The 16,541-nt window shown below is 63.4% G+C and carries 14 protein-coding genes; 9 read left to right on the top strand and 5 right to left on the bottom strand.

Annotation, left to right across the window (positions count from 1 at the left end; all coding sequences use genetic code 11):
* Positions 1-187: 187 nt before the first annotated feature.
* The 4 genes from A7X65_RS01980 to A7X65_RS01965 form a co-directional block, all read right to left on the bottom strand.
* Complete coding sequence (locus A7X65_RS01980; RefSeq protein ID WP_145660524.1) at positions 188-400, bottom strand: hypothetical protein; 213 nt, start codon at positions 398-400, stop codon at positions 188-190.
* Between the two features lie 115 nt (positions 401-515).
* Positions 516-1,613: a UDP-glucose 4-epimerase GalE gene (gene galE, locus A7X65_RS01975; RefSeq protein ID WP_063682683.1), complete on the bottom strand. Its 1,098-nt coding sequence runs from the start codon at positions 1,611-1,613 to the stop codon at positions 516-518.
* Positions 1,614-1,670: 57 nt separating this feature from the next.
* On the bottom strand, positions 1,671-2,675 hold the full coding sequence (locus tag A7X65_RS01970) for a glycosyltransferase family 2 protein (RefSeq protein WP_063682682.1): 1,005 nt from the start codon (positions 2,673-2,675) through the stop codon (positions 1,671-1,673).
* Positions 2,672-3,844 (bottom strand): glycoside hydrolase 5 family protein, encoded by a 1,173-nt coding sequence (locus tag A7X65_RS01965; RefSeq protein WP_063682681.1) that lies wholly within the window; start codon positions 3,842-3,844, stop codon positions 2,672-2,674. The genes A7X65_RS01970 and A7X65_RS01965 overlap by 4 nt, the downstream gene beginning before the upstream one ends.
* 184 nt (positions 3,845-4,028) lie before the next feature.
* On the opposite strand from A7X65_RS01965, the gene A7X65_RS01960 reads away from it, so the two are divergent.
* The 9 genes from A7X65_RS01960 (at position 4,029) to A7X65_RS01920 (ending at position 15,612) form a co-directional block, all read left to right on the top strand.
* Entirely contained in the window at positions 4,029-5,264 is a 1,236-nt protein-coding gene (locus tag A7X65_RS01960; RefSeq protein WP_156527594.1) for a carboxylate--amine ligase, read from the top strand.
* 1 nt (position 5,265) lies between these two features.
* Complete coding sequence (locus A7X65_RS01955) at positions 5,266-6,816, top strand: glucosamine inositolphosphorylceramide transferase family protein (RefSeq protein ID WP_063682679.1); 1,551 nt, start codon at positions 5,266-5,268, stop codon at positions 6,814-6,816.
* A 212-nt stretch (positions 6,817-7,028) separates the two neighbouring features.
* Positions 7,029-8,285, top strand: coding sequence for a SidA/IucD/PvdA family monooxygenase (locus tag A7X65_RS01950; RefSeq protein ID WP_063682678.1), 1,257 nt, complete (start codon positions 7,029-7,031; stop codon positions 8,283-8,285).
* Positions 8,282-9,070 (top strand): glycosyltransferase family 2 protein, encoded by a 789-nt coding sequence (locus A7X65_RS01945; RefSeq protein ID WP_245323208.1) that lies wholly within the window; start codon positions 8,282-8,284, stop codon positions 9,068-9,070. The genes A7X65_RS01950 and A7X65_RS01945 overlap by 4 nt, the downstream gene beginning before the upstream one ends.
* 42 nt (positions 9,071-9,112) lie before the next feature.
* On the top strand, positions 9,113-10,276 hold the full coding sequence (locus A7X65_RS01940; protein WP_063682676.1) for a glycosyltransferase family 4 protein: 1,164 nt from the start codon (positions 9,113-9,115) through the stop codon (positions 10,274-10,276).
* Positions 10,246-12,252, top strand: a complete 2,007-nt coding sequence (locus tag A7X65_RS01935) for a hypothetical protein (RefSeq protein ID WP_156527593.1) — start codon at positions 10,246-10,248, stop codon at positions 12,250-12,252. The genes A7X65_RS01940 and A7X65_RS01935 overlap by 31 nt, the downstream gene beginning before the upstream one ends.
* 40 nt (positions 12,253-12,292) lie before the next feature.
* On the top strand, positions 12,293-13,012 hold the full coding sequence (locus tag A7X65_RS01930) for a hypothetical protein (protein WP_156527592.1): 720 nt from the start codon (positions 12,293-12,295) through the stop codon (positions 13,010-13,012).
* A complete protein-coding gene (locus tag A7X65_RS01925) occupies positions 13,009-14,274 on the top strand; it encodes a glycosyltransferase family 4 protein (protein WP_082884801.1) in 1,266 nt (421 codons plus the stop codon). The genes A7X65_RS01930 and A7X65_RS01925 overlap by 4 nt, the downstream gene beginning before the upstream one ends.
* Positions 14,275-14,280: 6 nt before the next feature.
* Positions 14,281-15,612: a lipopolysaccharide biosynthesis protein gene (locus tag A7X65_RS01920; protein WP_063682673.1), complete on the top strand. Its 1,332-nt coding sequence runs from the start codon at positions 14,281-14,283 to the stop codon at positions 15,610-15,612.
* 72 nt (positions 15,613-15,684) lie between these two features.
* Here the strand turns inward: A7X65_RS01920 and A7X65_RS01915 are convergent, their stop codons facing one another.
* Complete coding sequence (locus A7X65_RS01915) at positions 15,685-16,533, bottom strand: methyltransferase domain-containing protein (RefSeq protein ID WP_063682672.1); 849 nt, start codon at positions 16,531-16,533, stop codon at positions 15,685-15,687.
* Positions 16,534-16,541 lie beyond the last annotated feature (8 nt).

The raw sequence follows: 16,541 nt of genomic DNA, 5'->3' as shown, positions 1-16,541 counted from the left end.
TGGCGAAAAATGTTTCTAAATGTGAAATTTACAGAAGAATTCGCACATACATAGGTATGTGGTGCTGCTTTCGAGCTGCGTGATCATACAGCGGCCATTGCACGCAAGCGTTGCTTCTGAGCTTGATGACGTCGCCGTCATGCGCACGCAAACGGTCACGGTCGCATCAGCTAACGCACGCATTCAGTCAGTGCATCGGTGCACGGAAGCTCCGCCGCTTGTGCCGTTGCTGCGGATCGTCAAACTTGAGCTCGGCGACCAAGCGCCAAAGCTGGACCTCATGGCCGTCCGCCAGGCGCCCGGCCCGTTCGGTTGCGGACGCGTCGTCGGGACAATGAAGATTGACCACGCTCCCCAGTTGGCCGTGCTTGTCGAGAAGGAATGCACGATAGTGTGGCATCGCAAGTCCCCATGCGGACTGCATATTACCTGTAGGCTTGTGCTGCGACGTGGAGATTTTGCGTCATTACGAGCTACCTCCGATGGGCGGCATATGGCTGCCGCGGCTCGTCCGATCAGGCCCTTTGGCGCTTCTCCCCGGGTTCGGCCACGGACGATCGCACGTGACGGACACGCTTCGGTCGCCCAACAGCTTTCGCGAGATCGTCGCAATGATAGCCATTGGGGTTGCGCAATTGCCAGCGCCAATGGTCCGCACACATTTGCTCCAGCGATCGCGTCGACGTCCAACCCAGCACCTGCTTCGCAAAGGCGGGGTCGGCAAGGCAGACAGCCACATCACCGGCTCTACGCTCCATGACTTCATAAGGGATGGATCGCCCGCTTACCTTTTCGAAAGTACGGACGACATCCAGAACGCTGCTGCCCTTGCCGGTGCCGAGATTGATCGTGATCAGACCCGGCTGTCCGAGGTGACGCAAGACACTCAGATGACCGGCCGCGAGATCGACCACATGAATGTAGTCGCGGATCCCGGTGCCATCGGGCGTGTCATAGTCGTTCCCCCATATCTGCAGCTTCTCGCGTCTCCCAATCGCCACCTGCGCCACGAACGGCACGAGATTGCTCGGCACACCCAGCGGGTCTTCGCCGACGAGCCCGCTATCGTGCGCGCCGACGGGATTGAAGTAGCGCAGATTGCCGATACACCAACTGTCGTCGGACCTGCAGAGATCCATCAGTATCTCTTCGATGACGCGCTTTGTGCGACCGTACGGATTGGTCGGATCCAGGGGATGCCTCTCGTCGAGCGGCAGGTATTTCGGCACGCCATAAACGGTCGCGGACGAGCTGAATACCAGCGTCTTTACATTCGCCCTCATCATGGCCGACACGAGCCGCATCGTGCCCAGGACATTGTTTTCGTAGTACGTCACAGGCTGTGCATTGGACTGGCCCACCGCCTTGAGCCCCGCCAGATGAATGACCGCCGTCACGCCGCAAGCACGCAGCGTGCCGCAAATCGCCTCTTCGTCCCGGATATCTGCGTGGCGGAAGATGACCGACCGCCCGCAGATGGCCTCCACCCGCTCGAGCGAGGCCCTGTTGCTGTTCGAAAGATTGTCGAGGACCACGACGTCGAGCCCGGCGTCGAGCAGCGCGATGCAGACGTGGGTCCCTATAAAGCCGGCGCCTCCGGTGACCAGGATCATTTTGACACCTTCCGCCTTCCCCCACCGTTCTCCGCGCCTCCCCTGGAGTCGTGTCAGCTACGCCCTCCACACCCGGGCCCGCGATCCCAAGTGCCGCGAGAGCGCTTCGGTGGTCCCACCAAGGCGGGCCGCCGCGTACGCAAACGCCGTAATGGTGAAGCCTGCGATGATCGCTCCAGCCCTCTGCCCTTCACTGAACCTGCCGTGCATGGCAGCCCGCAGGTTCGTCGCGACCGCGCGCGGCAGGACCTCGCGTACGTAACGCCCTTCAGCGCGCAGGCCATCCTTGGAGCCTGCAAGATCCGTCAACACCGCCTTGGCGCTGCCCTCGACCAGACAACGGTGCACGAAGTACTTCCATGTCAAACGGTGGGCAGGCACGGCGTGATGCACACGCGCCCCGGGACGATACGCCCAATAGCCGCCAGCATGCTGGCGGGCGGCACGTATGCAGAACTCCGTCTCCTCGCAGCTCTCGGCCTTGCCACCAATCCTGCCGCGGCCGCTGACGGAAAATCCAAGCTTTCGGCGTCCGAGCTGCGACGTGAACCCGCCGGTGCGGCGGAGCACGTCGGCGCGCACCGACATGTTGGCGCCGATCGGATTGCGGATGCGGCCATCGCGCACATGCATGCCGGTATAGGTGCAGCCGACGACCCAGCGGAACTCACCGGGAAACCAGGAGGGCGGTGGCGCCTGCCACAACGGTTCGACCGGGCCGCCTGCTCCGAGCACGGCCGGATCCTTGTAAGCCTCAAGCAGTTCCTCCAGCCAGTGCGGGTCGGCGACGGCATCGTCATCGAGGAAGGCGATCACAGGCGCCGTGACGCATTCTGCTCCCGTCATGCGTCCGCCCGACAAGCCGGCTTCCTTCGCATTGGCGAGCACGGTCACGCCGGAGAGCTCCCGTGCGGCTCGCTCCCGCAAGGCATCGTTGTTGTCCACCACCACGACAATTTCGCGCGCGGCGCGCGTTTGATTGCGGACCGAATTGACCGCGCGCGTCAACTCGCTCCAGCGGTCGAGCGTATGCGCGCAGATCACGACGGAGGCCTCGGTCATGGGGTTCTCGCAGCAGTTTTCCGGACCTGTGCTGCCCGCGATGCCGCAGCCTTGAAGACATTCCAGATCGCGCCGCCATCGTTGCGGACATCGAACTGGTCATACTCATCGATCGGATAGCGTCCGCTGTCCTGCCGCGACACCAGTCGCCATACCATCCAGCCGGCACAGTTTGAATCGCGCGCAAGGGTGTCGAGCCACATCGCATAAGCCTGTGCCGAGTCGGGATTGGAGCGCGCATAGCCGAATTCCTCCAGAAGGACCGGTTTGTTCGCGCGCGCCGCCAACTGGCAGAACTCGGTGATCTTGTCGTTGAACTGGCTGACGGTGAGCTTGTAGAACAGCGGGTAGCCGTGCCATGTCCCGAAATCGAGAGTCGGGATCGTCAGATCGGACAGCTTCGCTTCGACATTCGCGTGGCCCGAGCTGACGAGATGATTGGGATCGAGGGACTTCACAAAGGCCGACATTTCGGCAGTCCAGGCCAATCGCAGCGCCTCGGGCTCCGCATTGCCTTCGTTCATCAGCTCCCAGGCCATAATGGTCGGATCATCGCGGTATGCGAGCCCGGTCAGCGGGTTGACCCGCTGCACGACATGACTGACCCAGCTCCTGTAGTCGCGCTTCGTGCGCGGATCCCTGAAGAAAAATCCGGACTTGTCCTGACTCCCATACCAGGCCCGCATCTGCTGGGCGCCGCCCGTGTAAGACCAAAAATCCAGGAAGCCGATGACAAGCCTCAGATGACGCCTGCCCGCCTCGGCAATGACGAAGTCCACTTTCTGCATGCCATTCGGGCCATCATTGATCGCCATCCCGCCGGCGCGAGGGTCCCAATACAGCAGATATGAACCTTTGACCGCGAGATCGCTGGCGTCGCCCCCGCTCTTCCAATTCCAGACCGTTGCCGTACTTCCATCCAACGACCCGATCACCGGTTGGAGGAAGATACGGACAACATTGGCTCCCATGGTCACGGCATCATCGAGAACCCGCGTGACCTCGTTCCGCGAGCTGTACGTCAGATAATGGTTGTTCACGCCGACGACGAAGAACTGCCGATCATCGACCGTGAAGTTCGTGCCGGAAATCCTGACGAAGGAGGTCGCCGACGGATTGTCGGCGGCATTCGCAGCGGGCGAAGCGCACAGCAGCGCGAATACCAGCATTCGCACGCTCTCGCGCAGCCTGTTTCCCGCCCGTTTCCAATCGACATTCATCTCTCCACGTGACCTTCGCCCGAGGCCGAGCGCAACCGCTCCGAAGGATTACCTCTCCTGGCGCGGCACGATTCGCCGCCAATCAGGCATAGTGGTGCTTTGGCGGTCCCGGTCGTCGCGGTAGGGCCCTGTGTTGTCCGCAACCAACCAATTGTCCCACTCGTCGGAGCGGCGCGTTCCCGCGGTCGTGATCGGTGGCGAGCTCAACGGGCTTGGAGTGTGCCGCAGCCTTGCCATGGGTGGGATGCCCATTTGGGTCGTCGACTGCAAGCGCTCGAAGCCTGCGCTGTGGTCGCGCTACGCCCATCGGGTGCTCACGAACGCCCTGCATGGCCCCGCCTTCGTTGCGTTTCTGCGCGATCTACAACGCCGGATAGGAGAGCCACCGTTCTTGGCCGTCACGGACGAGCTGGCGCTGCTGACGATCTCGGAGCATCGCAAGGAGCTCGAGAAGCTCTATCGCTTCCGCCTGCCGGCTCACGAGACGGTTCTCATGCTGCACGACAAGGCCAGGTTTCACGAGAGCGCCTGCTTGCACGGCTGGCCCGTGCCAAACGGCGCGATCGTCCGGAATTCCTCGGATATCCCGGGGATCGCAGCGCTCCGTCCGCCCATGATCATCAAACCCGCGGACAAACGCCACGTCCATGCCGGACGCGCTCCTCGCCTGGTCACGGCAGCGAGCTGCGCCGACGCAATCGCGGCCGCCGAGCAGCTTCTGCCTCAGGCCGGTGAGGTCCTGGTGCAGGAAACTGTCGAGGGAGCGGATGACAACATCTTCTTCTGCCTGTTCTACCGGGGCCGCGACCAGGAGACACTCGGCATGTTCACCGGGCGAAAGCTCGCCAGCACGCCGCGAGGAACGGGCAGCACGGCCTTCTGCACGGCCGCGGCCAACAAGGAGCTGGAGCGTGCGACGATCGGCATTCTCGACCAGGTCAACTACTCTGGCTTTGGCGGCATCGAATACAAGCGGGATGCCGGGAGCGGACGCTTCCTGATCATCGAGCCGACGGTCGGGCGCACCGATTGGCAGGAAGAGGTGGCCACCCTCGCCGGGATCAATATCCCCCTGATCGCTTATCGGCACGAACTTGACCTGCGGCCCCTTCCCGACAAGCCGGTCGACAGTCGAATGGTCTGGCAGAGCTCCTGGATCGAGCGGGTCAGCCGGACGGCAAGATCGATTCCGCCCCGGTCCATTGTGGTGGATGGCTATTGGCGCCGAAAAGATCCGCTGCCGGCATGCGTGCACTATCCGCACGACGCGGCATGCGGCGTAAAATTGCATCTGCAACCTTGGGTCACGGTGCTGCAGCAGAAATTCGGGGCGGCCGTAAGCCGGCGTCTCTCCGTGGGGCGAGAGTAACATGCGCATCTGCCTGTATCTCGATCCATCACGACTTCTGCGCTGGCATCACTGGCTGGCGGAGGCGCTTGCCGGAACGCGCGAGAATGAAGTCTCGTGCGCGTTCGCGGTTGCGCAGCGCCCTCTGCCATCGGTATGCCGTCTGCTGATCGATCTCGAACGGCAGGTCTATGGCTTCGGCGCGAATGGCGCCACGGACCCCGTCGAAACGGAGCTGCGATCTCTACCGCCTCTTCCGATCGGCGATGCCGACACGATCATCAATCTCGGCGGCGAGGCGCAGCTCGCGGCAGCAGGACGCGTGCTGACGCCGCTCTTCAACGACATCCCCGGCGAGGTCGGTGTTTTGGCCGCGCTCGCCAATGGCGAGGACCTCGTCGTCGAGCTGCACGACTCGGCGTCTCCTTCGGGCGCGTGGACGGCCCGGCCGGCCCGGCTGGACCGCAACGTGTTTGCGGCTGGCCTCGACAGTGCGCTCTCCTGCGCCGTGGCGTTAATCTTCAAGGCGCTGCACGGCGATACCGCGCCCGACGTCTGCAGGACAACCTGGGCAAAGACCACGCGGCGCCTTGGCGCGTTTTCGGCCCTGGCATTTGCAACCAGCACAGCCGCATCAAAGGCAATCAAGTTCGCAGATATCCTTGCGCGGGGCGGCAAGACCTGGGCAATCGCCTGGCGTTTCGACGAAGGGACAAGCCTGCTCGAGAAGGATGAGGCGACTTTCCGTGTCCTCGCTTCGCACGCCAATGGTTTTATCGCCGACCCGTTCCCGTTTGAGCACCAGGGACGGCATTTCATTTTCGTCGAACAGTATCTCAACACCAAGCGCCGGGGATGCATTGCTGTCGCGACAGTGGACCGGACGGGCATCACCCCGCCGCAGATCATCATCGAGGAGCCCTATCATCTCTCCTATCCGTTCGTGTTCGAGCATGACGGGCAGATCTGGATGATTCCGGAATCGGGCGCGGCCCGGAGTGTCAACCTCTATAGAGCCGTGGAATTCCCACACCGATGGACACGCGAGGCATGCCTTACCAAAGGCATCGAACTCTACGATTCCACGCTGCTGCAGCATGCCGGCGGCTTATGGTTCTTCGGCAGCTCGCGAGTATGGGCGTCGACGTCCTGGGACATCCTCAGCATCTACCGCGCCGAAAGCCTGTCAGGTCATTGGACGCCGCATGTCCACAATCCCTTGCTGATCGACGCGGCTCTCAGCCGTCCCGCAGGCGCGTTCGTTCGACACGGCGGGCGCACGCTGCGCCCTGTCCAGGATTGCTCGCGCCAGTATGGCGGAGCGGTAACGTTTTGCCGGATCGATGCACTCGACCGGTCGCAATTCATGCAGACGCCGGTCGGCCGCATCCGGACCGGCGCGTTCGGATGCCACACATATAACCGCCAGTCCGGCCTGGAGGTGCTGGATCTCTTCGGCCGCGTCAACGGCTTGCGAGAGGTGACGGCCTCCTATGGCCCGCTCGCATCCCGTCCCACCGGCGCCCATGGGCCGGCTCCTGCCGCGGTCGAGTCGGATTCGGCCACGCCGTAAGGCAGATGCGAATGAAGCGTCAAGGATGCGGGACGTTGCAGACTCGATACGCCGTGAAGGCATAACCACAAAGAGCTAACCAACTATCGTGCTTTCATTGCAGCCTGCCATCGGGGATGCTCCGGTCGTTCAGGTCGGGAGAAGCGCCCAAGACATTTCGCCTCGATCTCCCTTGATCTCGTTCGCGTTGTACACAGTACCTGAGGCCGAAGATGGCGAGGTCAAGTACGTTCGTAGATGTGGCGATCATTGGAGCAGGCCCCTACGGATTGTCGCTGGCCGCGCACCTGCGCCGGCGCGCGGTGGAGCACCGGATTTTCGGGGAGCCCATGGGTCCCTGGAAAACCAACATGCCTCCCGGCATGCTGCTCAAATCCTATCCCTGGGCAACGAGCCTCTCCGACCCGGACTCGGAATTCGACCTGAAACGCTTCTGCGCTGAACGTGCCCTGCCCTATCATGACGAGTTGATGCCGCTGCCGCTGAGCCGCTTCGTCGACTACGGCGAGGCCTTCCAATCACGTTATGTGCCTGCCGTCGAGCGCAAGGCTCTGATCGGGTTGGAGCCCGGCGCGGGCTTCCTGCGTGCCACCTTCGACGACGGCGAAACGGTCGAGGCGCGCCGCGTCGTGGTGTCTATCGGCCTGTCTCCCTTCAAGCGCCTGCCGCCGGAGGCTGCACTTCTGCCTGCCGAGCTATGCTCGCACAGCAGCGAATACGGCTCACTGGATGGCCTGGACGGAAGAGAGGTCGTCGTGGTTGGATCCGGATCATCTGCGTCCGATCTGGCGGCGTTGATCCACGAACGAGGCATCTCGGTTTCTCTGGTTGCACGCCGACCAAAGCTCCAATTCGCCGATGGCCCGCGGCACCGCTCCTGGTTGTCGCGCGCCATTGCTCCGATGAGCGGCATCGGCCATGGCTGGACACTGGCAACCTGCGCCAAATATCCGCAACTGATCCAGCATTTATCAAAGGACCTGCGGATCCGGCTCGCCAACCACCGGGCACTGGGCCCGCTGGGCGGCGCGTTCGTGAGGGATCGCGTTGTCGGAAAAATTCCAGCCTTGCTCGGGCAAGAGATCCGTCACGTCGGGACACACAACGGCAAGGTCATGCTCAACCTCGTCGATCCCTGCGGTGCGGAGCGTTTGATGAAAGCCGACCACGTCATCTTCGCAACCGGCTACAAGATCGACGTCAGCCGATTGCGCTTCCTGAACCCGGCGCTGTTGCAGCATTTGCAGCTCGTCGACGGCGCCCCGCAACTGTCGGCGCATTACGAGACGACCGTACCGGGTCTGCACTTTATCGGTCCGGCTGCGGCCAACAGCTTTGGCCCGGTATGTCGCTTCGTCTGCGGCACGGATCATTCAGCCCGGCATCTCGCCCGCCACCTGTCGGCTGTGTTGGCTCGCTACCGGCCCGCGCTCCAGCTCAGGCCGCTTGACCGAACGGTGTTGCCATGAACGCGCCAGTACCGAGCATTCTCGCCCATCTCGGCGTCGCGCCGCTCCCCCACCCGATGGATATCGCGCCGGGACGGTCGCTGACTCTCCCTCGCGTGAGCTTCGTCATCCCGACGCTCAACGAGGCCAAAAACCTCCCTTGGCTGCTGCCCCGCATCCCGAACTGGGCCTATGAGATCATCATCGTCGACGGTCGCTCGACAGACGACACCGTTGCGGTCGCGCGCCGAATGCGTGACGTGAAGGTCGTCATGGAACCCCGACGAGGCAAGGGCGCGGCCCTGCGTGCGGGATTCCGCGCTGCCGCCGGCGACATCATCGTCATGATCGATGCCGATGGCTCCATGATCCCGGAAGAATCCCTGATATTCGTGAGCGCGCTGATCGCCGGCGCCGATCTCGTCAAGGGCTCGCGCTTCATCCAGGGGGCGGGTACCGACGATATGTCGCTGTTCCGTATGCTGGGCAACTGGGGCCTCACCCAGACCGTCCGGCTGCTTTATGGCGGTGTATTCTCCGATCTTTGCTACGGATACATGGCGTTCTGGACCAAGCACGTCGTCACACTCGACTGCGATTGCGACGGCTTCGAGATCGAGACCCTCATCAATGTGCGCGCGCTGAAGAACCATCTCAACATCGTCGAGGTGGCGAGTTTCGAGGCTCCGCGCATCAGCGGCAGGAGCAATCTGCGCGCGATCCCGGACGGCTGGCGGGTGCTCAAGACGATCCTTCGCGAGCGGGTGCTTTCGCCGGTCTCGCTGGTCTCCTATGGATACCCCTGAAGGCGGGGACAATCGAGGGATCGTCCGGTGAAGGGATAGCTAATGCGAATCCTGATGGTCGCCGCCCGTTGCCACCCTTTCATGGGAGGCATCGAGACCCACATCCACGAAGTCGGACCACGGCTCGTGGCGCGCGGCCACGTGGTCGATGTCCTCACCACGGATCCGTCGGGAGAGCTGCCGGTTGAGGAATATATGCGCGGCATGCGCGTGCAGCGCATGCGGGCCTGGCCTAGGGAATGGGACCTGTATGTGTCGCCGGGCATCTACGCCGCGATCCGGCGCGGCGTCTGGGATCTGGTCCATTTCCAGGGCTACAACACCTTCGTGGCACCGGTCGGGATGCTTGCGGCCATTCGCGGCGGCCTGCCTTTCGTCCTGACCTTCCACAGCGGCGGACATTCCTCGCGGCTTCGCAACGCCATACGCGGGGCCCAGCAGGCAATGCTCCGCCCGCTCGTGACCCGAGCCGCGCGGCTGATCGGCGTCTCCGAATTCGAGGCTAGCTTCTTCAGCACCAGGATGGGCGTACCGCGCGAGCGCTTCGTCGTCATTCCAAACGGCGCGGCAATGCCGGCTGCGAGTCCCACCGTCAAGGTCGACCCTCATCTGATCGTCTCCGGCGGCCGGCTCGAGCGCTACAAGGGCCATCACCGGGCGATTGCAGCCATGCCCGAGTTGATCCAACGGCGACCGGAAGCGCGGCTTCACATCGTCGGATCGGGTCCGCATGAAGCAGACTTACGGCGCCTGATCGCCAGGCTTGGGCTTGAAGAACGGGTTACGATCGCGAGCATCCCCGGATCCGAACGCCAGAAAATGGCGGACATCCTGGCGAGCGCCGGACTGTTCGTCTTGTTCAGCGAATACGAAGCTCATCCGGTCGCCGTCATGGAAGCCTTGGCGCTGCGGCGCCCGGTCCTTGTTACCGATACCTCCGGGCTTGGAGAGCTGGCGTCCAAAGGGCTCTGCCGGGCGGTCGCGCGGGACGCAAGCGCGAGCACCCTCGCTGCGGCCATGGCCGAAGAGCTGGAGGCCCAGCGGGACGTCCCGGACTGGGCGCTGCCGGACTGGGATGCCTGCGCACGAATGCTGAGCGAAGTCTACGACGATGTTCACACTGACTTTCTGAGCCGCCGGTCAAGGCATCGCCCTTCGCTTGACGGCATCCCATCGTGGCCCCCCGCGACGAAGGCGCGAAGATGATGCCTGCTCGTTTGACCGCAGCGACGGGGCCAGGTCCGCTCCAAGGCGCGGTCCAAGGCGCGGTCCAACTCGTCTCGGCAGTCATTGGCCCAGATCTTCGCGGCAGCAGCTCCGATGCTCCAACACGGCCGGTGAACTGCGATTGGATCGCGGCCTTGTGCCTGACGGCGGCCGTCGCTCTGTTGCTGGTCGTAGCGGGGCACGCGGCCGGGCGCCGAGCCTACGACGTGACGCCTCTGCTGTTCTGGTCCGGCGTCGTCCTGCTGGTCGTCCCTATCAGCCTTCGCATCGGCTGGCCCGGCGTTGCTCGGGGTGAACGCCTCTTCCTGCTGTTCCTGTTTGCCGAACTCCTGCTCTATTACAAGACTGTGTACTCGCCGACGAGCTTCATCGGTCACGACGAATTCCTGCACTGGGTCGCGGCCGACGATCTCTTGACCGCGCGCCGTCTCTTTCTGTCCAATTCGCTGCTTCCGATCGGCCCGACCTATCCGGCCCTGGAGATCCTGACGACTGCCATCGTCAATCTGACCGGACTATCCGTCTTCCTGGCGGGGACGCTGCTCCTGGTCATCCTGAAGGGCACGTTCGTCGTTGCTCTGTTCCTGTTCTACGAAGCCATCACGGGATCGCCCCGCATTTCGGCCATTGCTTGCCTGGCCTACATGGGCTGCATGACCTTCGTCATTTTCGACTCGATGTTCTCGTACGAAAGCCTGGGCGTCGTGCTGTGCATGCTGACCTTCGCGGTCGAAGCAGCGTCAAGGGATTTCGATCCCCGCGCGAGATTGCGAGCACTCGGGCTGATCGCCTTGCTGTTGGCTTGCCTCGCGGTGACGCATCACGTGACGGCGGCCTTTGCCGCCTTCTACTTCGCCATGCTGGCGGCCTTCGAAGCTCTTCGCCGACAGGGGGCGTCGCGGATCGGCACGACGCTCGCCATCATCCTCATCGCCGCGCTCGCCGCCGCCCTGCCGGTCCTCTGGGTGATGGCCCGCGGCAACCCTCTCTCAGGCTACCTTGGCCCTGCGGTCGAAAGCGGTCTCAGAGCGTTGATGCGGAAATTCTCGGGCGGGGTCACGCATCGGCCGGAGGTCAGCGCAATATCCCAGCCCCTCGGCATGCGGCTGACGACCGCCATCGCAGTCCTGCTGTTGTCGCTCGGACTGGCGACGGGTTTCTTCAGGTCGCTTGCTCTGGCCACGTCGAGCGGTGCGCCATCGGGTTGGCGTCCGATCGGGGACATTCTGAAGCGACGCTGGCGCGACAGCCGCATCGTATTCCTCACGATCCTTGCCTTCGGATTTCCGGTCTCGGTGATCTTGCGCCTGACCCAATCGGCATGGGAGATCGCGAACCGCATGGCAACGTTCGTGTTCATCTCGGTCGGCTTGGTCGTCGCGGTGAGCATCGTCCATTTCTGGCAGGGCCGCGAGGCGCGCGGGTGGCGCCGCGCGGGGCCGGCTGTTGCGCTCTCCATTATCGTCATGGGCGGCATCACAAGCTCTGCACCCGACCCGATCCGGGGACGCTACAAGGTCGGGGCCGACCAGCAATCTGTCGAGGCCATGGGGATAGACACCGCGCGCTGGACCAACGAATGGCTTGCGGCAGGCAACCGCTTCACTGCCGATCGAGTCAATCGCCTTCTGCTTGCCAGTTATGGCCGGCAAGACGCGAGGGTCAGGATCGTCGCAGGCGTTGACACGGCGCGATTGTTCGAAGCCGAGACGCTGGACCCGGATATTCTCAGGGTGCTGGCGAGGAGCGACATCGATTTCCTGCTGGTGGATCTGCGCTTGTCCACGGCTCCACCGATGCTCGGCTTCTACTTCGAGCCGTGGCAACCAGCACACGGAAAGGCGCTTTCCGGCAGCGATCTGCTCAAATTCAACGACATCAAGGGCGTCTCGCGCATCTACGACAACGGCTGGATCGTCATCTACGACGTCAGGGGATTGCATGAGAATTCCTAGCCAACGAGACCTTCGGGCCGCCCTGCTCTGGGCCCTCGTCATGCTGGCTGCCGTCGGCCTCAGCAGCAATGTGCTGCTGCGTACAGTCCTGGTCGCGCCAATGGTCTTTCTTGTCTCCGGCCACGCGATGCTGCGGGCGATCGGCATCAAGACCAGCTCCTTGTCCGAACATCTCGCCTACGCTGTCGGCGCCAGCCTCGTCATTGGCATTGCCGGGGGATTCATCCTGAACGCTGCGGGTCTGCTGACGCCGCTCGGTTGGGCGAGCTGGTTCTGCGCCGTCACCGTGGCCGCTGCACTGGTGGCCGGCCGCCGCAGCGACGCTCCCGATCTGCCGCCCTGGCCCGGTTCGGTGCCGGTGCGCCTCTCCCAGGGCACCGCGATGGCCGCCGCACTGCTCCTGGCTAGCGGCGCTTACGCGCTGGCCGTCCACGACGAGGCGACTTACCGGCAGTTCAGCTATACCGCGTTCTGGATCTTGCCGCCGGCAAGTGGCGGCCCGGCTCGGATGACCGTCGGCGTCCGCAGCGCCGAGGCCAACACCCAGCGCTTCGACCTGGAGATAAACCTCGGCGGCCAGCCATTTGCCGTATTCCACTCGCTCACACTTGCGCCTGGCGAAACCTGGTCGCGAGAGATCCAGGTCCCTATCTCGGCCACTTCGCAGAGGGCCGACGCCCGGCTCTACCGCCCGGACGACAATCGACTCTATCGCAGCGTTTCAACCCTGGTGCCACGCCGTCAAGACGAGGCTCGATGATGCGCGTCCTGCTGCTCTCGCAATTCTATCCTCCGGCAATCGGAGGGGAGGAGCGGCATGTTCGCAATCTCGGCAGGGCGCTGGCGCAGCGCGGCCATGACGTGAGCATCGGCACTCTGATGCGTGCTGGATCGCCGGGGAGCGAGCTGGACGGCACGGTCCGCGTGCATCGCCTGCGTGGGACAATTCAACGCCTCTCGGCTCTCCACGCCGATTCCGAACGCCGCCACGCGCCGCCGTTTCCAGACCCGGAGCTCGTATTCGCTCTGAAGCGGCTGATCGCACAGGAGCGGCCGGACGTCGTCCACGCTCACAACTGGATCTATGCCTCGTTCCTGCCGATCAAGCCCCTCGGTCGCGCGCGGCTGGTGGTGACGCTGCACGACTACGGCCTCGTCTGCGCCAAGAAGAACTTCATGCATCTGGGTACAGATCTGTGCGACGGTCCGCAGCTCGCGAAGTGCCTGCCCTGCGCCGCCGCCCACTACGGAACGACGAAGGCCATCGCGACGACATTGGGCAATTGCGCGTCGAGTTTCCTCGCCAGGCGGGTGGTGGACCGATTCATCGCAGTGAGCCATGCCGTGGCGCGTCATACAGGTCTGACCGACGGCCACGCTCCGTACGAGGTCATACCCAATTTTGTCCCTGACGACGTCGGCGTGCTTGGCGCGGAGGATCCCTGCCTGCGGGAACTGCCCGAGGAAAACTTCATTCTGTTCGTCGGCGACATGATGCGGCTCAAGGGCATCGACGTTCTTCTCAGCGCCTACGCCCGCCTCGAGCAAGCACCGCCGCTGGTCCTGATCGGGCGCCGGCTCGCCGACACGCCCGCCGAGTTTCCGCCGAACGTCCGCGTCTTCAGCAACTGGCCACACGCCGCCATCATGCATGCATGGCATCGCTCGCTCTTTGGCGTCCTGCCGTCGGTCGGGCCGGAAGCCTGCGCGACCGTCATCATGGAAGCGATGGCATCCGGCAAGGCCGTCGTCGCAACCGACGTCGGCGGCATGCCGGATCTGGTCGATCACGGCAAGACGGGACTTCTCGTTCCGCCGGGTGACGCACCGGCTCTGGCCCGTGCGATGCAATCATTTCTGAACGACCGCGCCTTGCTGACCCGCATGGAATCGCGAAGTCTCGCCAGGGTCGAACGGCTCAAGGCCGGAGCGGTGGTAACGAGGATCGAGCAGGTCTACCATGACGTGCTGCACCCAGCCACCGCTCAGGATCATGCTCCCTGCGCACCAACATTCGGGTGAGCCACGATGTCAGCGCCCACCCGAACCGCGATGACGCGCCTTCTAGGGACGGTGCAGAAAAGTGCGGTCTTCGTTATCAACTCGGGCGCAATGGCCATCGGCACGGTGGTCACGGCTGTGTTGGGATTTGCCTATTGGTGGCTTGCCGCCCGCCTCTTCCCGCCGGAGGTCATCGGCACGGCCTCCGCTCTCCTATCCGTGATGGGCCTCATCGGTCTGCTGGGAGAGGCTGGGCTTGGGACGTTGCTGATTGGCGAAATCGGCAGGCACCCGGGCCGGGTGGCCGGTCTTGTGAGCGCAGCAGCATCGATCGGGCTAGGGCTGGCGCTCGGCCTGGCCTTGTCGTTTGTCGTCGGAGAGTCGCAGCTCAACAGTTCGAACAGTCCGATCGACAATTGGCTCGTGGGGACTGCCTTCGTCCTCGGGTGCTGCCTGACCGTTCCCATCGAACTCGGCGATGCGGCACTCGTCGGCGATCTGCACAGCTCCAGCCGGATGATCCGACAAGTGTTGTTCTCCACGTGCAAGCTGATGCTGATCGCAGTTGCCGCCCTCGCGGGCTTTGCTTCCACCGCCGCGATCGTGCTGACATGGTTGGCCGGGTTGCTGATATCGTGGATCGGACTTGATGTCCTGACCCACGGCAGAGCCCGGCGCCTCCTTGGGCCGCCCGACTTCCGGGCGCTCTACAATCTTCGACACAAGGTATTCGGTCATTACGCGCTCGATGTTACCATCCAGGCGCCCGTTATCGTGATGCCCTACCTTGTGCTGGTTCTCCTGTCGGCGACCACGAATGCCGCGTTCGTGTCGCTGTGGATGCTGGTGACGATGGCCGGCACGATCCCCGCAGCCATGTCCACCGTCCTGTTCCCCGTGATCAGAGCAAACGCGAAGCAATTCCGGCACCATATGCTCGTGTCGCTGACAGTCTCATTGCTGTTCTCACTGGTCTGCGCCAGCGTCGTCTTTTTCTATTCGCAACAGATTCTTGCGGTCTTCAATCCGGCTTATCCGCGGATTGCGGGCACGAGCCTGTGCTTGCTCGGGTTCAGTCTGCTGGGATCGACGTTCAAGTATCATGCCTGCAGCCTGGCGCGGCTTCGCAACAAAATGGGCAAAGCATCCCACTGGTTCGCATTCGGTGGATTGCTGGAGATATGTTCCGCAATCGCGGGTGCGAAGCTTGGCGGGCTTCAAGGCCTGGCCGTGGCTTGGACGGTCGCCGTCAACATTGAGGGCGCATGCGCGGCTCTTGTCTTGTTCTTTGCGACAACGCTGGATTCGGCCAGCGAGCCCGATGCGCGAAGCCCGTCCCCCAAGCTGCTCCAGACTTGAGCGGCCCTCGACCGCAGAAAGAATGTCGATCTGCGCCGATCGCCGTCATTCGGCTCCGCGAAACTTCACAATTCATTTTGTTGCGATCGCCGTGATGCCCATCAACGCGCCGACCACTTGACTGCGCCGCAGATGCATCGGGAGCCGTCCGAGAGCCCGTTCGATGCCGCGCAACAGCCAATAAGGTGGCGTGGCCAGCCTGTAGCCGGCGATCACCAGGGGGAATTTGACCCGGCGGAAACCCGCCGCCAGGATCAAGGCGCGGAGGGAGCGATAGTCGTACTCGCGCATGTGCATTCCCGTTGCCACGTCATCGACGAGAGCCGATATGTCATGCGGGCCGGTAACGATGCTCGGCGTCGTGCATACATAACGTCCGCCGGGTCTCAGGACGCGATGGATCTCCCGGAGCTGGTCTCTGGCGTCGTCGTCGTGCAGGTGCTCCATGAGCTGATCGGAGTTGGCCAGGTCCACGGAGTTGTCCGCGAGGGGAATGCCGATCCCGTCCGTCTTCACGAACCGGAAATTTTCCGGCGCGGTGGTGAAGTCCACAAGAGCATCCGTGACGTCGAGACCGAGCACCTCGCGGGCGATCGTCGACAGCGCATAGGGCAGCAGGGCGTCGCCGGCGCCGATTTCCAGGTACACGCCGCCGCGCGTCATCAGGGGCTTGAGGAGCCTGACTTGTCTCGCAACGCGTTCGGGCCGTGACCTGTCGCCTCCCCTAAGCTGGGGATGATCCGGCAGGCTGTTGAACAGCTCCGAATAGACCTCGGCATAGAGCTGCGAACGCTCGTGCCGGGCCGCGGATCGCAGGCGATCTGCGAGCCGGCGCTCGAGTTCATAGTGGGCAATCAAGCGATCGGGTGATCGGGTATCGTTCCAGCGCCGCTGGATCGCCCTGTAGTCCGGCTTCAGCATGACCGGTG

This window comes from Bradyrhizobium stylosanthis (genome assembly GCF_001641335.1).
GTDB classification, from domain to species: Bacteria; Pseudomonadota; Alphaproteobacteria; order Rhizobiales; family Xanthobacteraceae; genus Bradyrhizobium; species Bradyrhizobium stylosanthis.
Note: the sequence above shows the minus strand (reverse complement) of the source record. Positions and strands in the feature narration are given on the sequence as shown.

What these genes read in the sequence shown, in the direction of transcription:
- A7X65_RS01980 (WP_145660524.1), bottom strand. Translation starts at nt 400, where the DNA reads ATGCCACACTATCGTGCATTCCTTCTCGACAAGCACGGCCAACTGGGG.
- galE (WP_063682683.1), bottom strand. Translation starts at nt 1,613, where the DNA reads ATGATCCTGGTCACCGGAGGCGCCGGCTTTATAGGGACCCACGTCTGC.
- A7X65_RS01970 (WP_063682682.1), bottom strand. Translation starts at nt 2,675, where the DNA reads ATGACCGAGGCCTCCGTCGTGATCTGCGCGCATACGCTCGACCGCTGG.
- A7X65_RS01965 (WP_063682681.1), bottom strand. Translation starts at nt 3,844, where the DNA reads ATGCTGGTATTCGCGCTGCTGTGCGCTTCGCCCGCTGCGAATGCCGCC.
- A7X65_RS01955 (WP_063682679.1), top strand. Translation starts at nt 5,266, where the DNA reads ATGCGCATCTGCCTGTATCTCGATCCATCACGACTTCTGCGCTGGCAT.
- A7X65_RS01950 (WP_063682678.1), top strand. Translation starts at nt 7,029, where the DNA reads ATGGCGAGGTCAAGTACGTTCGTAGATGTGGCGATCATTGGAGCAGGC.
- A7X65_RS01945 (WP_245323208.1), top strand. Translation starts at nt 8,282, where the DNA reads ATGAACGCGCCAGTACCGAGCATTCTCGCCCATCTCGGCGTCGCGCCG.
- A7X65_RS01940 (WP_063682676.1), top strand. Translation starts at nt 9,113, where the DNA reads ATGCGAATCCTGATGGTCGCCGCCCGTTGCCACCCTTTCATGGGAGGC.
- A7X65_RS01930 (WP_156527592.1), top strand. Translation starts at nt 12,293, where the DNA reads ATGCTGGCTGCCGTCGGCCTCAGCAGCAATGTGCTGCTGCGTACAGTC.
- A7X65_RS01925 (WP_082884801.1), top strand. Translation starts at nt 13,009, where the DNA reads ATGATGCGCGTCCTGCTGCTCTCGCAATTCTATCCTCCGGCAATCGGA.
- A7X65_RS01920 (WP_063682673.1), top strand. Translation starts at nt 14,281, where the DNA reads ATGTCAGCGCCCACCCGAACCGCGATGACGCGCCTTCTAGGGACGGTG.
- A7X65_RS01915 (WP_063682672.1), bottom strand. Translation starts at nt 16,533, where the DNA reads ATGCTGAAGCCGGACTACAGGGCGATCCAGCGGCGCTGGAACGATACC.